A 13,966-nucleotide genomic window follows, 5' to 3' on the forward strand; every position below is an offset into this window, starting at 1 on the left:
ATAAAAGCGTTTACAAAACAAAAAATACGTGTTAGTATACCTGTATACAAGTATTCATATAAAATATACATACCTTGAAAGCCCTTTATTATAATAAATTAGAGAAGTATAAGTACATTTAATAAATGACAGCAGGATATTTTAAGGAATGTGCGTGTTCCTAAAAAGATTGTGAGGGATAAAAGTGAATCAAAATAAAGTTATGCTCGGCGTAGATATTGGTACAACAAGCACAAAAGCAGTGCTCTATCGGGAAACTGGTGAGATTATTGCGCAAAGCAGCCAGAGTTATGATTTGCATACACCAGATGTTCGGACTGCTGAGCAGAATCCGGAAGAAATTTATCAGGCAGTGCTTTATGTGATCAGGGAAACAATCAAGGACGCAGAGATAGATAAAAAGGATCTTTCCTTTATTTCCTTTAGCAGCGCCATGCACAGCTTAATTGCGATGGACGAAAATAATAAAGCAATTACACCATGTATCACCTGGGCAGATAACCGCAGCTTAAATTGGGCAAATAAAATCAAGAATGAATGGAACGGTAATGATGTTTATATGCGGACAGGTACACCGATTCATCCCATGTCACCACTTAGTAAAATTACATGGCTGGAGCAGGAGCGCCCGGAAGTAGCCGAAAAGACAAAGAAATACGTCGGTATTAAAGAATATGTTTTCTATCAATTATTCGGTGAGTATGTCATGGATTATTCTCTTGGCTCTGCTACAGGCATGATGAACCTGGAGCAGCTATCCTGGGATGAAGGAGCTCTGCAGATTGCCGGGATTTCAGAAGATAAACTGCCAAGACTGGTTCCTACTACGGAAATTTTTACAGATTGCCAGCACGAAATCGCTGCAGATTTAGGGATTGTTCCAGATACTAAGTTTGTTATTGGAGCAAGTGACGGCGTGCTGTCTAATATTGGAGTGAATGCAATTAAAGAAGGAGACGTTGCCATTACAATCGGTACGAGCGGGGCAATCCGCACCGTTATTCCCAAACCTCGCACAGATCAAAAAGGGCGTATCTTTTGTTATGCGCTAACAGAGGATCATTGGGTGATTGGCGGACCGGTAAATAATGGAGGAATGGTGCTGCGCTGGATTCGTGATGAGCTTGCTGCAAGTGAAGTGGAGACAGCAAAACGCTTAAATATTGATGCTTATGAAGTATTAACTGCTATCGCAAAGCAGGTAGAGCCGGGGGCTAACGGCCTTTTATTCCATCCGTTTTTAGCGGGGGAACGTGCACCGCTTTGGAATGCCAATGTCCGTGGATCATTTATCGGCTTAACTCTAAATCATAAAAAAGAGCATATGGTCCGCTCTGCTTTAGAAGGTGTAATTTTTAATCTGTACTCAGTATTCCTGGCATTGGTAGAAGTAATGGATGTACCAGTGAGGTCTATCAAGGCAACAGGAGGATTTTCGAAATCAGAGCTGTGGCGCCAAATGATGTCAGATATTTTTGATCAGAATGTCATCGTTCCAAAAAGCTATGAATCTTCTTGTCTGGGAGCTTGTTTACTCGGGTTGTACGCAGAAGGAAAAATTGATTCCTTTGATGTCGTGGAAGATTTGATTGGTTTTACCCATCAGCATGAACCCAATCCAGAGCATGTTCAAGCTTATCGGGAATTAATGCCAATTTTTATTAATATTTCCCGCTCACTCGAACAGGAATATGAACAGATTGCAGCTTATCAAGAAAGGAAATCATTAGAAAATCAAAAGAAATAGAACGGGAGATGAAGAGAAATGGAAAATATTTATCCGCTTATAATTGTTGCTTTGGCAGTAGCTGCGTTGCTGCTGCTGATTATGAAGTGGAACTTAAATACATTTATTTCATTGGTTGTTGTTGCGCTCCTGACTGCATTGGCATTAGGGATGTCTCTAGGAGAAATTGTTGATACCGTACAGGCGGGGCTTGGTGGCACACTTGGCGATATTGCGCTTATCTTTGTTTTTGGAGCCATGTTAGGGAAATTGATAGCTGATGCCGGCGGTGCACAGCGTATTGCTTTAACACTGATTAATAAATTTGGCGAAAAGCGTATCCAATGGGCGGTGGTTATTGCCTCATTTATCATTGGTATCGCATTGTTCTTTGAGGTGGGACTGGTCTTATTAATTCCGATTGTTTACCAGATTGCAAAAGAAACCAAACTTCCATTGCTCTATCTTGGTTTACCGATGACGGCTGCATTATCTGTAACACATGGGTTCTTGCCGCCTCATCCCGGCCCGACAGTGATTGCCCAGCAGTATGAAGCAAACATTGGTATGGTGCTGTTAATTGGTATTTTCATTGCTGTTCCAACTGTTATTATTGCAGGTCCGGTTTTTACAAAAATATCTCAAAAATTAGTGCCGGAAGCTTTTTCGAGAATTGGTAATATTGGATCTCTTGGTAATACGAAAACCTTTAAAGAAGAAGAAACACCTGGATTTGGTATCAGCGCCTTAACTGCACTTTCTCCAGTGATTTTGATGGCGGTTACAACTATCGTGCAGCTGATTCAGGAAATCGGCAATATAACAGATAATCTATTTTTTGAAATCGTACGTACAATTGGAGATCCGACAATGGCTCTCTTGCTCTCCTTGCTATTTGCTATTTATACAATGGGAATAGCACGCAAGATCCCAATGAAGACGTTAATGAGTTCGGCAGAGGAATCGGTTCGTGGAATTAGTATTATTCTGCTGGTTACTGCAGGCGGCGGTGCTTTGAAGCAGGTATTAATCGACGGTGGTGTCGGTGATGCGGTAGCTAATATCTTTTCTGGCACGAATATGTCTCCAATTTTCCTGGCCTGGTTAATTGCAGCTATTCTCAGAGTGTCATTAGGCTCGGCAACGGTTGCTGCATTAACCACTGCTGGAATGGTTATTCCTTTAATGGAAGGTTCTGACGTGAATCTGGCATTGATGGTATTAGCTACAGGAGCAGGAAGCTTAATTGCTTCCCATGTTAACGACACAGGATTTTGGATTTTCAAGGAATACTTTAATTTATCTATGAAAGAAACCTTTGCAACATGGACATTACTGGAAACAATAATCTCTGTATCAGGTCTTGTATTTACTCTATTATTCAGCTTATTTATTTAAGGAAAATGCGGCAGGACGGGTTTTAAAAGATACTGGCTTGCCGCACTGGAATTGGAGCGGGTACTAATCGTCCGAGTGAAGAAAGAGCTAAAATTTTATACAAAGTATTACATGTGTTCAAATTCCTGCAGTGTCATTTTTATTCATGGGAATTTGAGCATTCTTTTAAGGGAAGGAATGAAGAAAATGAATTCGATTGGCGTTTTTGGACTAGGTGTTATGGGAGCAAATCTTGCTATGAATATGGCAAATCACGAGGAGAAAGTAGCAATCTATAATTATACATCTGATTTAACAGACGCATTTCAAGCCAAGCATCAAAATAGAAATATAGAAGCGCATTATCAGCTGGAGAGTTTTATAAACTCTTTGGAAAAACCGAGAAAAATCTTTCTGATGGTTACTGCCGGGCAAGTAGTGGACTCTGTTATCGCGAGCCTCCTGTCGTTGTTAGATCAAGGAGATATTATAATGGACGGGGGAAACTCTAATTTTCAGGATTCTAACAGGAGAAATAGGTACTTAAAAGAAGAAGGGCTCCATTTTATCAGTGTTGGTGTTTCAGGCGGGGAAAAGGGTGCTTTGAATGGACCGGCATTAATGCCGAGCGGAGATAAAGAAGCCTATCAGCAGGCTGCTCCAATTTTAGAAAAAATTGCTGCGCAGGTAGATGGCAAGCCGTGCTGTTCATATCTTGGGAAAGAAGGCGCCGGCCATTATGTGAAAATGGTTCATAACGGAATTGAATACGCTGATATGCAGCTTATTACAGAAGCCTATCAATTCTTAAGGGAAAGATTAAGCCTTGATGTTAATGAAATTGCAGCTATTTTTGAAGAGTGGAATAGAGGAGAGCTGGAAAGTTATCTGATGGAAATCACGAGTGCTATTTTAACACATGTTGATGAGGAGACGAATCTTCCTATGGTTGATGTGATTTTAGATAAATCAGCGCAAAAAGGGACCGGCAAATGGACAAGTCAAAATGCATTGGATATTGGTGTATCTTTATCCATTATTACGGAATCAGTATTTATGCGCTTTTTATCAACTATAAAGGAAGAACGGATGATTGCAGAGCAAGAGCTGGCCGGCCCTAATCCATTTATGGAAGAAGCTGATAAAAAAGAGTGGATTGAACTGGTTCGTCAGGCTCTATTTATGGGGAAAATCTGCACTTATGCGCAGGGGTTCTATCAATATAAACAAGCATCTGAGCAATATAACTGGGAGCTGCAGCTGGATGAGATTGCGTTGATTTTCCGCGGGGGATGTATTATTCGTGCAGGTATCCTAAATGAAATCAGTGCTGCATTTAAGGAAAACAAGGAGCTGTCAAATCTTTTTCTTTCTCCATACTTCAAAGGCAAGCTTAATAATTATCAGGAAGCTATGCGTAAAGTAGTGATAAAAGGAATGGAAACAGGCCTCGCGCTGCCATGCTTTAATGCTTCATTAGTATATTATGATAGCTATCGTTCTGCGAAAAGCGGTGCAAATATGATTCAGGCGCAACGCGATTATTTTGGAGCGCATACGTACCAGCGTGTCGACAGAGAAGGCGATTTTCATACAATCTGGTAAAAAATTTTTTGACTTTAGTTAATTGGGAGATACAGTAGCTGTTTTTCGCTCATACAATTTTATAAATTCCTATCTTTAAAATAACAAAATGCCCTTTCGATTAATCGGAAAGGGTATTTTTATGGGAATAAAAGGTATTAATTTATTTGTTATGAAACCTAACATTTTATTGACAATAAAACTAACATTAGTGTAATATAAAAAAACAAAGAAAACATGATAAGCTAATCTGTCTATAAAAGGTTGAAAAATAAGTATAAGTTAAAGAGATTTTGCATGCTTCTTTGTAGACACTGATTTCAAATCAAAAAAGAGTTATCGCTGAAAAAAACAGCGCAAGCTTTCTTTTCATAATTACCAAAGATATTTTTAGGAGGGGAACAAATGGCAGAAAAATTAACAAGAGAAAAAATTTTAAAACAGATTAAAGAAGAGAATGTGCGTTTTATCCGTCTTCAATTTACTGATATGCTTGGAACAATAAAAAATGTTGAAATTCCTTTAAGCCAATTAGATAAGGCATTGGATAATAAAATGGCATTTGATGGCTCCAGTATAGAAGGGTTTGTGCGTATTGAAGAATCAGATATGCTTCTATATCCGGATTTAGATACATTCGTGATCTTTCCCTGGACTTCTGAAAAAGGAAAAGTTGCTCGTTTTATTTGTGATATTTATAGTCCGGATGGTACTCCATTCGCAGGCTGTCCGCGTTATAATCTGAAGCGTAATCTGAAAAAAATGGAGGAATTAGGCTTTGATGCCTTTAATATTGGTACGGAGCCGGAGTTCTTCTTATTCAAATTAGATGAAAAAGGAGCGCCGACATTAGAATTAAACGACCAGGGCGGATATTTTGATTTAGCGCCGACGGATTTAGGTGAAAACTGCCGCCGTGATATTGTGCTGGAGCTTGAAGAAATGGGCTTCGAAATTGAAGCATCTCATCATGAGGTTGCGCCGGGACAGCATGAAATTGACTTTAAATACTCTGATGCATTAAAGCATGCGGATGATATTCAAACATTTAAATTAGTAGTAAAAACAATTGCCAGAAAGCATAACCTGCACGCTACATTTATGCCAAAGCCTTTATTTGGTGTAAATGGTTCCGGGATGCATACAAATATGTCTCTGTTTAAAGGAAAGGAAAATGTATTTTTTGATGAGAGTGCAGAGCTGCAGTTAAGTAAAACGGCATATCAATTTACTGCTGGTATTCTTGATCATGCAACAAACTTCACAGCAGTAACAAATCCGACAGTGAACTCCTATAAACGCCTTGTTCCCGGTTATGAAGCGCCTTGTTATGTAGCCTGGTCTGCCTCAAACCGCAGTCCATTAGTCCGTGTTCCTTCTTCCCGTGGATTAAGTACACGTATTGAAGTGCGCAGTGTTGATCCGTCCGCTAATCCGTACATGGCTTTAACAGTTCTATTGGCTGCAGGCTTAGACGGCATCAAGCGAGAATTAAAAATACCGGAATCGGTTGATCGTAATATTTATGTGATGAATAAAAAAGAACGGGAAGAAAACGGGGTAAAAGACCTTCCTGCTACTCTGAAAGAAGCGATGAGCAAACTTGAGGAAGATTCAGTACTCGTGGAATCTTTGGGTGAGCATTTGTTCGAACACTTTATGGAAGCGAAGGATATTGAATGGGATATGTTCCGTACCGCTGTTCATCCTTGGGAGCGGGAGCAATATCTGACAAATTATTAAAGCATGTTGAAAAGGCAGAACCGGCACAAATTTTCAGAGAGCCGGACAAAGAAAGAACACAACGATTTTTAAGACTGATTCGATAGGCTTAGCATATTGTAAAAGGAAGGATATCCCATTGAGAAAATCCTTCCTTTTATGTTTTATGCCAGCCTGATCACTCTATCCATTCTAGTTCCGGCATCCATTGAGTCATATGGGATTTGATTTCGGACAGAACTGCATCCGGGTTTTCAATTTGTTCTTCAGATGCTTTTTCTAACGGAACTACATGGACATCTGTCATCGTATCTCCATCTTCTTCAAATTCTACAAAGGTTGGCAGGAAACGGGGCGTCTTGACCAGTACCTCATCTTCCTCCTTTACCAGATCAAATTCAAAAATCCCGCCAATACGATTGTAAAATTGATATTGCCCTGACAGGAAGTTTCCTAAAGAATACGCAACTAATGTTTTGTTTCCTTCTTTTCCTTCCAGCCATTCGACCGGCTGGAGAACATGTGGATGATTACCGATCACGACATCCACACCAAGATCAGCAGCATACTGTGCTAAATCCTCCTGCTCTTGATTAGGCATTCTCTCTTCTTCTATGCCAAAATGTAAGCTGACAATAGTTACATCTGCAAGCTCATTCGCTTTTTCGACTTCCTTTTTTATCTGCTCACGGTCAATCAAATTAACGAGATAAGGTTTCCCGGCGGGCACCGATATGCCGTTTGTTCCATATGTATAGCTTAGAAAAGCAACAGAAATATCCTGGTCAGTTTTTAAAACCCTAATCTCAGATTGATCTTCTTCACTTTTAAAACTTCCGGTGTAGGGCATGCCGATTTCTTCATAGTAGGCAATTGCATTTTGAATCGCTTCTTCGCCTCTGTCTAAGGTGTGGTTATTTGCCATGGTTACCATATCGATGCCGGCATCCTGCAAATCGTCTCCAATTTCGAATGGACTGTTGAAGCTTGGGTATCCTGATAAACCAATTGATTCGCCACCCATAATGGTCTCCTGATTGGCAACAGTGATTTCGGGTTCTTTTAAATAATCTGCGACCTCAGCCAGCATCGGTTTGAAATCATATTTTTTTCCATCCCAGGCATCGTCATAGACGCGGTCATGAATTAATATATCTCCAATGGCAGCAACGGTAACTTTAGGGTCAATCTCATCCGTTTCTTTAACCGTCTGGGAGTTCTCCCTCGTGGAATGGGGGGTGCCTGTGTTATCTTCAGGAGATTGCGTGCAAGCTGTTAAAAGAAAGAAAAGCATAAAAAAAGATATAAAAAAATTAAATTTATACATGAAAAATCCTCCGTTGCGTATTGGTGTTGACTGGGTCTGTCTGTTTATTCTGTCGGCATCTGCTTTTGTAATTCATGTTAGCTTATCCAACAATAACACGGATTTCGGTATGTCTTTTAGATATCCATCCTACCATAAAAAACACTTTAGACAAATAGTGATTTCATTTGCATAAAAGCTTATAATAAAAGAATCTCATCATTTCAGACAGGGGAGCCGACCAACCTGGAGATTAAAAAGAGGTGAATTTATTTGTTATATTTTATTGCTTCCGTCCCGTTGTTATTTTTAATTCTTTTTCTAATCAGTTATTTACGGGATCCGCGTAAACTAATTAACGGGCTTTTGTTTAATGGATTTTTAATCACATTCTTTTTCTTTTGTGCATTCTTTTATATATACATCGATGGGCCCTATCAATATGTTGTATTAGCTTTTCCGTTAATGCTGTTAATTGTTCTGATACCGTTTGGAGTGCTCGCTTTGATTGCCGGCTTATTTTATAATGCAAAAGTGCTGATGGATAAGGAAGGAAAAAGGTTTAGGAATTCTTTAACGTTAATAATGGCCATCGTCATACTTACTTTAATTATTGTTAATATCGTTAATCCGGAGCAATTTTTCCCGGAGTATTTACAGCCGCTTTTTGGAGGAGCTGGATTGGTTGTTGTCTATGTGTTATTACATATGTTTAATTTTTTGACAGCCTACGGATTGAATCAATGGAATCGGCCGAAGTGGGATCAGGATTTTATTATTGTATTAGGAAGCGGGTTAATCAATGATCGTGTCCCGCCGTTATTGGCAAGCAGAATTGATAAAGCAATTGATTTTTACCATCGCCAGAAAAAGGTTACGGCTCCTCCTAAAATTATTTTTTCCGGCGGACAGGGGCCGGACGAGGGGATTTCTGAGGCTGAAGCAATGCAAAGCTATGCAGTGGAAAAAGGGATACCAATCGAAGATACGATTCAGGAGAATAAATCTGTCAGCACCTATGAAAATATGAAATTTTCCAAAAAAATTATGGATCAGATGAAGGACGAAGGGAAGTATCATAGTATTTTTGCGACAAACAATTTTCATCTGTTCCGTGCCGGGATTTATGCAAGAAAAGCAGGCTTGGACAGCCAGGGAATTGGTTCAAAAACAGCTTTTTATTATTGGCCGAATGCTATGGTCAGAGAATATATCGCTGTGGTCGTTATGGGGCGCCGGCGGCATTTTCTGATTGTGAGCTGTATCATGGGCTTTTCTTTGCTGCTGGCAATCATCAGTTATTTGTTCACATAAGAAATCATCCAAATAATAAAGAAATCCAAACACATCAAATTCTATTGGAAGAATGCTGATAAATGTTTGGATTTCTTTTATTTACTTTGAGTTTACCCACGCGGGTACTTCTATTCTGCTGAGGATTTCTATTTCCTTCTCACGGTCATCCGTATAGGAGCTGACCCTTCTCAAATCTTCATCCACTTGTCCAGGATGCGTCATTACTTCAATGGATAATACGTTTTCTTTTTGAAGGACATCGAATAAATTATCGGTGACACCTTCTTTGTAAAAGCTTGTCCATAGCGTATCTGTCCAGCATACTTCCGGGTGGTCTGCTAAGGAATCAACGTATCGTACAGGAACATTGTATTCTTCAGCAAGCTTCATAACCAGATTTTTTAAAGGAGGCCAGCCATGAATATGATGGTGGCTGTCGATATGATCCAGGGTTAACCCTGTAGCTGCATAAGCATCCAGCTGTGCACGCCACTCTGATTCTACCTCAGAAAGATTCGGAGGCTCCATATCACGAAAACTGCTGGTGAATTTAAAGGTTCCATCTGATTTCACCAGATTTGGAACAGCTGGATGGAGGGGCCTGCCCCAGGTTAATACAAGGTGAATGCCAATTTTTAAATCGGGATTTTCTGCTGCCTTTTCTACAGCATAATCGGTGGCAAGTCCATTCATCATTAATGTTGTTGATGTGACACAGCCGTTTTGATGTGCCTGGATGATTCCGTCTGTAACGCCTTTTGTCAGTCCGAAATCATCTGCATTAATTTCTATTCTCATAAAAAACACCCCTGATAGATTTTTAGTTAAATAGGAAAATATAATAGTTTTTATGATTGAATTCTTATTCAGGAATAACTATGTCCAGCTTTAAACACCGAACGTTAAATCACTCCTGAATAGAGTCAGTTTAGGAATATATGTTTCGGAACAGGTGTATTACGCTTTTGGTTCTTCCTTGTTATAGGAACGTTCAATAGAAAAGTTAGTCTTATCACCCCGAAAGAAGGATCTGGAAAATTCGACTTTCTTCCCTTGTTCATCCTCAGCCAATGTTTCAATATAAAAGCAGGGAAGCCCTTGTTCACATTCTAAAAATTTGCATATCTGCTCATCTGCAAAGGCTATTTCAATATTTTCTGAGGTTTTCGAAACCCATACATCAAAGAACTCATCTAATGATTTGTATAAAGAATTACCAGCATGTTCTATTGTAATTCCAGGGGCAACAGACCAGGGAACATAAGCTACTTCATACTGTGTCGGCTCTCCATTTGCTTTGCGGATACGTTCGATACGTTGAATTGGATCCTGCAGATTTACATTTAGTTGATTAGATAATAATTCATTTGCGGCGACGACAGAAATATCTGATACTTCAATTTCCGGATGTTTTCCCTGATCGGCTAATTGATCACTATACCGTCTGACGGTTTGTGATAAGGCCTGGTTTACTTTCTTGTCGGCTACAAAAGTACCTCGTCCTTGCTGACGTAATAAATATCCCTCTAGTGTAAGCTGATTTAATGCAGTACGAACGGTAGTGCGGCTTACATTAAAACTTTTACATAATTCCAATTCAGGAGGAATTTTTTCACCAGGCTGGTATTGGTTTGTTTTAATTCGATGTAACAATTCTTCCTTGATATAAGTGTGTAGTGATTGGTTTCTCTCCATAGGTTCCGTACTCCTTTAACGACACTTTTAAAAAATCATACCCTTTTAAGTGTAAAAGCACAAGGGATAAAACATTGAATAGGACTAAAGACTTGTAATTGCTTTCATATACATCTGATTATTGTTGAAAACAGAAAATAAAAGATTCCGTTATAAGGATAGTTTACAAGATAATAACTAAAAAAACAATTGTAGTAACAAATTTATTTTATTTTGTGTAGACAAATAAAAATTTGTATGATACATTTAAATCGAATTAATTCAAAAACAATTAAAGCGATTACAAAAATAGCAATAAAGGAGTAATAAATCATGTCTTTAAAAGTAGTAATTATCGGTGGAGGATCCAGTTATACTCCAGAAATTTTAGAAGGACTTATTCAAAGGCAACCTACATTTCCAGTCTCAGAAATTGTTCTGGTTGATGTTGAAGAAGGAGTGGAAAAGGTAGAGACAATTTGCCAACTGGGAAACAGAATGATTAAAGAAGCCAAAGTAAATATTAAATTAACCTGGACTTTGGATAGGAGAGCAGCTTTACAAGGAGCGGATTTTGTTTCCACACAGATTCGGGTTGGCGGATTAGCTGCTAGAGCTCAAGATGAACGCATTCCTCTGAAACATGGTTTGATTGGTCAGGAGACAAATGGTGCTGGCGGGATAATGAAAGCGTTTCGAACGATTCCGGTCTTAATGGAGGTGGCTGAGGAAGTACATGAAATCTGTCCGGATGCCTGGATGATTAACTTTACAAATCCGGCAGGTATGGTTACAGAAGCACTGCTAAACCACTCAGCACATAAAAAGGTTATTGGTGTCTGTAATATACCATTTAATATGCGTCATTCTACAGCGGAATTATTACAAGTGCCTCCAGAGGATGTATTAATTCGATTTATCGGGTTAAATCATTTTGTATTTGGAGATCGTGTCTATGTCGGCGGAGAGGATCGAACAGAGGATGTATTCCAGAAGCTGATTCAAAAAGAGTTTGATTACAGCCCGGCGAATATTATGCCATTAGATTGGTCAGAAACATTTATTAAATCCACCAAGCTGTTGCCAAATCCATATCATCAATACTATTTCCAATCAGAAACCGTATTGGAGAAGGATTTAAAAGCTTATGAAGAAAATGGTACACGTGCTGAAATTGTTCAAGAATTAGAAGCATCCCTTTTCGAACTGTACAAGCAGGAGAGTCTTCGGGAAAAACCGGAAGAATTAGAAAAGCGGGGCGGTGCTTTTTACAGTCAGGTTGCCTGCAGTTTGATGGATTCCATATATAATAATAAAGAAGACATCCAAACGGTAAATACATGGAATCACGGCACCATCCCTGAATTACCTTATGATGCAGTAATTGAAGCAAATTGTGTCATTACAAAGAATGGTCCAAAACCAATCACAATTGGTGAAATTCCTGCACCGATGCGAGGAATGATCCAGAATATGAAAGCAATGGAAGAACTGGTTATTAAAGCGAGTATTTCAGGGGAGTATGAGGATGCTTATAATGCATTTTTAGTAAATCCGTTGATTCAGGATGAGAAAAAAGCAAAAATTGTTTTAGATGAACTTATAGAAGCACATAAAGATTATTTACCACAATTTAACCGGTAGGGGGAAGAAAGATGAATAATAAATTTATGCAAAAATTTATTGAAATTGCTGGTCGTATTGGTTCACAACGTCATTTAGTCGCTATTCGTGATGGTTTTGTAGCAACAATGCCTTTGATTATTATTGGGTCATTAGCTGTTTTAATTAATAATTTTCCTGCGTTTGGCAGCTTTAGTATTGTGGATATTTTAAACAATATTTTTGGAGAAGGGAACTGGCAGACAGTTGGGGGAAGCATTTGGAATGCCACGTTCGCAGTTATTGGACTACTCATTTCGTTTACGATAGCTTATAATTTAGCTAAGTCCTATGAAGTAGATGGATTATCTGCCGGTTTAATATCGATAGCTTCATATATTATGCTCGTACCGGTTACAGAGGATTTTGGTCTGAATATGAACTGGTTGGGAACGCAGGGACTTTTTGTAGCAATTATTGTAGCGCTTATTGTAACAGAACTATTTCGTCTTCTTATTAAGGCAAATATCACAATTAAAATGCCTGAAGGAGTGCCTGAGGGTGTAACCCGCTCATTTGCTGCGTTAATCCCAGCAATGATTATTCTTGCATTTGTAGGTTTATTCCAGGCAATTGTAAGCGTATTTGTAGAAATAAGTGTTTTTGAAGTTATTTTTAATCTTATTCAAGAGCCGTTGCAGGGACTCGGAAATACACTGCCGGCAGCATTGGTCGTTGCATTCTTAAATCATTTACTATGGTTCTTTGGTCTACATGGTACAAATATTATTGGATCTGTTATTGAGCCGGTTTATCTGCCGCTTATTGAACAAAATGCAAACCTGTTCCAGCAGGGGATGTCCGCATTCGATGTGCCGAACATTGTTACAAAACCATTCTTGGATTCCTTTGTCTTCATGGGTGGATCAGGAACTACACTGGCATTATTAATAGCAATATTTATCGTGATTCGCCGGGAAAAGAACCATCCGTATCGTGAGGTGGCAAAATTATCTGCACCTGCAGGAATATTTAACATTAATGAGCCAGTAATATTTGGTTTACCAATTGTGCTTAATCCAGTATTCTTAATCCCGTTTATTATCGTACCTGTAACCTTGACTATTATTTCATACTTTGCTTTATCGTGGGGACTCGTACCAAAAACAGTAGCAATTGTTCCATGGAATATCCCGCCGATATTGAGCGGTTACTTAGTAACTGGCGGCAGTGTTAAAGGAATTATCCTTCAGCTGGTCAACTTAACAGTCGCTATACTGCTATACGTTCCATTTGTAATGGCAGGTGTACGTGCAATGAAAGAGAAAATGGGAGAGAGGTAATGACAATGACAAAAGAAGAAGTGCAAATGCTTTCGTTTCAAATTATCTTACATGCCGGGAATGCAAAATCAGACGCAATGGAGGCTCTGATTCTGGCTAAAAAAGGAAAATTTGAAGAAGCAGCTAAAAAGATGGAATCAGCAGATGAAGCATTTGCAGAGGCCCATCATATACAAACAGATCTTTTACATGATGAGGCAAATGGGAAAACAACGGAGCTTTCCGTTATTCTGATTCATGCGCAGGATCATTTAATGAATGCTTTAACGGTAAAAGATTTAGCCGTTGAAATGATAGATATGCATAAAAAAATAAATCGTCTGGAGGAGAAGTAAT

At 39.0% G+C, this 13,966-nt stretch carries 11 protein-coding genes; 8 read left to right on the forward strand and 3 right to left on the reverse strand.

The window, feature by feature from the left end; all coding sequences use genetic code 11:
* The first annotated feature begins 202 nt into the window (after positions 1-202).
* The 4 genes from gntK to glnA all read left to right on the forward strand — a co-directional run bounded on the left by gntK (position 203) and on the right by glnA (position 6,430).
* A complete protein-coding gene (gene gntK / locus MKY30_RS09450; RefSeq protein WP_260051966.1) occupies positions 203-1,747 on the forward strand; it encodes a gluconokinase in 1,545 nt (514 codons plus the stop codon).
* Positions 1,748-1,765: 18 nt separating this feature from the next.
* Complete coding sequence (locus MKY30_RS09455) at positions 1,766-3,124, forward strand: gluconate:H+ symporter (protein WP_260051794.1); 1,359 nt, start codon at positions 1,766-1,768, stop codon at positions 3,122-3,124.
* A 186-nt stretch (positions 3,125-3,310) separates the two neighbouring features.
* Positions 3,311-4,708, forward strand: a complete 1,398-nt coding sequence (gene gndA, locus MKY30_RS09460; RefSeq protein WP_077604763.1) for an NADP-dependent phosphogluconate dehydrogenase — start codon at positions 3,311-3,313, stop codon at positions 4,706-4,708.
* Positions 4,709-5,092: 384 nt separating this feature from the next.
* Positions 5,093-6,430, forward strand: a complete 1,338-nt coding sequence (glnA, locus tag MKY30_RS09465) for a type I glutamate--ammonia ligase (protein WP_077604762.1) — start codon at positions 5,093-5,095, stop codon at positions 6,428-6,430.
* A gap of 157 nt (positions 6,431-6,587) precedes the next feature.
* Here glnA and MKY30_RS09470 read toward each other — a convergent pair whose 3' ends face one another.
* On the reverse strand, positions 6,588-7,736 hold the full coding sequence (locus MKY30_RS09470; protein WP_260051795.1) for a CapA family protein: 1,149 nt from the start codon (positions 7,734-7,736) through the stop codon (positions 6,588-6,590).
* A gap of 252 nt (positions 7,737-7,988) precedes the next feature.
* Between MKY30_RS09470 and MKY30_RS09475 the strand changes: the two genes are divergently transcribed.
* Entirely contained in the window at positions 7,989-9,029 is a 1,041-nt protein-coding gene (locus MKY30_RS09475; RefSeq protein WP_077604760.1) for a YdcF family protein, read from the forward strand.
* 81 nt (positions 9,030-9,110) lie between these two features.
* On the opposite strand, the gene chbG is transcribed toward MKY30_RS09475, so the two are convergent.
* Positions 9,111-9,809 (reverse strand): chitin disaccharide deacetylase, encoded by a 699-nt coding sequence (chbG, locus tag MKY30_RS09480; RefSeq protein WP_077604759.1) that lies wholly within the window; start codon positions 9,807-9,809, stop codon positions 9,111-9,113.
* A 159-nt stretch (positions 9,810-9,968) separates the two neighbouring features.
* Entirely contained in the window at positions 9,969-10,706 is a 738-nt protein-coding gene (locus tag MKY30_RS09485) for a GntR family transcriptional regulator (RefSeq protein WP_077604758.1), read from the reverse strand.
* Between the two features lie 312 nt (positions 10,707-11,018).
* On the opposite strand from MKY30_RS09485, the gene MKY30_RS09490 reads away from it, so the two are divergent.
* From MKY30_RS09490 to MKY30_RS09500, 3 genes are read left to right on the forward strand one after another with little or no spacing between them, the layout of a single operon-like run.
* Positions 11,019-12,329 carry a 6-phospho-beta-glucosidase gene (locus tag MKY30_RS09490; RefSeq protein ID WP_147209246.1) on the forward strand — a complete coding sequence of 437 codons (1,311 nt, stop codon included), beginning with the start codon at positions 11,019-11,021 and terminating at the stop codon, positions 12,327-12,329.
* 11 nt (positions 12,330-12,340) lie between these two features.
* The gene (locus MKY30_RS09495; protein WP_341083648.1) at positions 12,341-13,630 is read left to right on the forward strand and encodes a PTS sugar transporter subunit IIC; all 1,290 of its coding nucleotides are present in this window, start codon (positions 12,341-12,343) and stop codon (positions 13,628-13,630) included.
* Complete coding sequence (locus MKY30_RS09500; protein ID WP_077604755.1) at positions 13,630-13,965, forward strand: PTS lactose/cellobiose transporter subunit IIA; 336 nt, start codon at positions 13,630-13,632, stop codon at positions 13,963-13,965. Before MKY30_RS09495 ends, MKY30_RS09500 begins: the two co-directional genes overlap by 1 nt.
* The last annotated feature ends 1 nt before the right edge of the window (position 13,966 follow it).

The sequence above is a fragment of the Oceanobacillus sp. FSL W8-0428 genome, from assembly GCF_038004405.1.
Classification (GTDB): Bacteria; Bacillota; Bacilli; order Bacillales; family Amphibacillaceae; genus Oceanobacillus; species Oceanobacillus sojae.

Excerpts from the sequence above, each read along its gene's own strand:
- gntK (WP_260051966.1), top strand. The coding sequence starts at position 203 with ATGCTCGGCGTAGATATTGGTACAACAAGCACAAAAGCAGTGCTCTAT.
- MKY30_RS09455 (WP_260051794.1), top strand. The coding sequence starts at position 1,766 with ATGGAAAATATTTATCCGCTTATAATTGTTGCTTTGGCAGTAGCTGCG.
- gndA (WP_077604763.1), top strand. The coding sequence starts at position 3,311 with ATGAATTCGATTGGCGTTTTTGGACTAGGTGTTATGGGAGCAAATCTT.
- glnA (WP_077604762.1), top strand. The coding sequence starts at position 5,093 with ATGGCAGAAAAATTAACAAGAGAAAAAATTTTAAAACAGATTAAAGAA.
- MKY30_RS09470 (WP_260051795.1), bottom strand. The coding sequence starts at position 7,736 with ATGTATAAATTTAATTTTTTTATATCTTTTTTTATGCTTTTCTTTCTT.
- chbG (WP_077604759.1), bottom strand. The coding sequence starts at position 9,809 with ATGAGAATAGAAATTAATGCAGATGATTTCGGACTGACAAAAGGCGTT.
- MKY30_RS09485 (WP_077604758.1), bottom strand. The coding sequence starts at position 10,706 with ATGGAGAGAAACCAATCACTACACACTTATATCAAGGAAGAATTGTTA.
- MKY30_RS09490 (WP_147209246.1), top strand. The coding sequence starts at position 11,019 with ATGTCTTTAAAAGTAGTAATTATCGGTGGAGGATCCAGTTATACTCCA.
- MKY30_RS09495 (WP_341083648.1), top strand. The coding sequence starts at position 12,341 with ATGAATAATAAATTTATGCAAAAATTTATTGAAATTGCTGGTCGTATT.
- MKY30_RS09500 (WP_077604755.1), top strand. The coding sequence starts at position 13,630 with ATGACAATGACAAAAGAAGAAGTGCAAATGCTTTCGTTTCAAATTATC.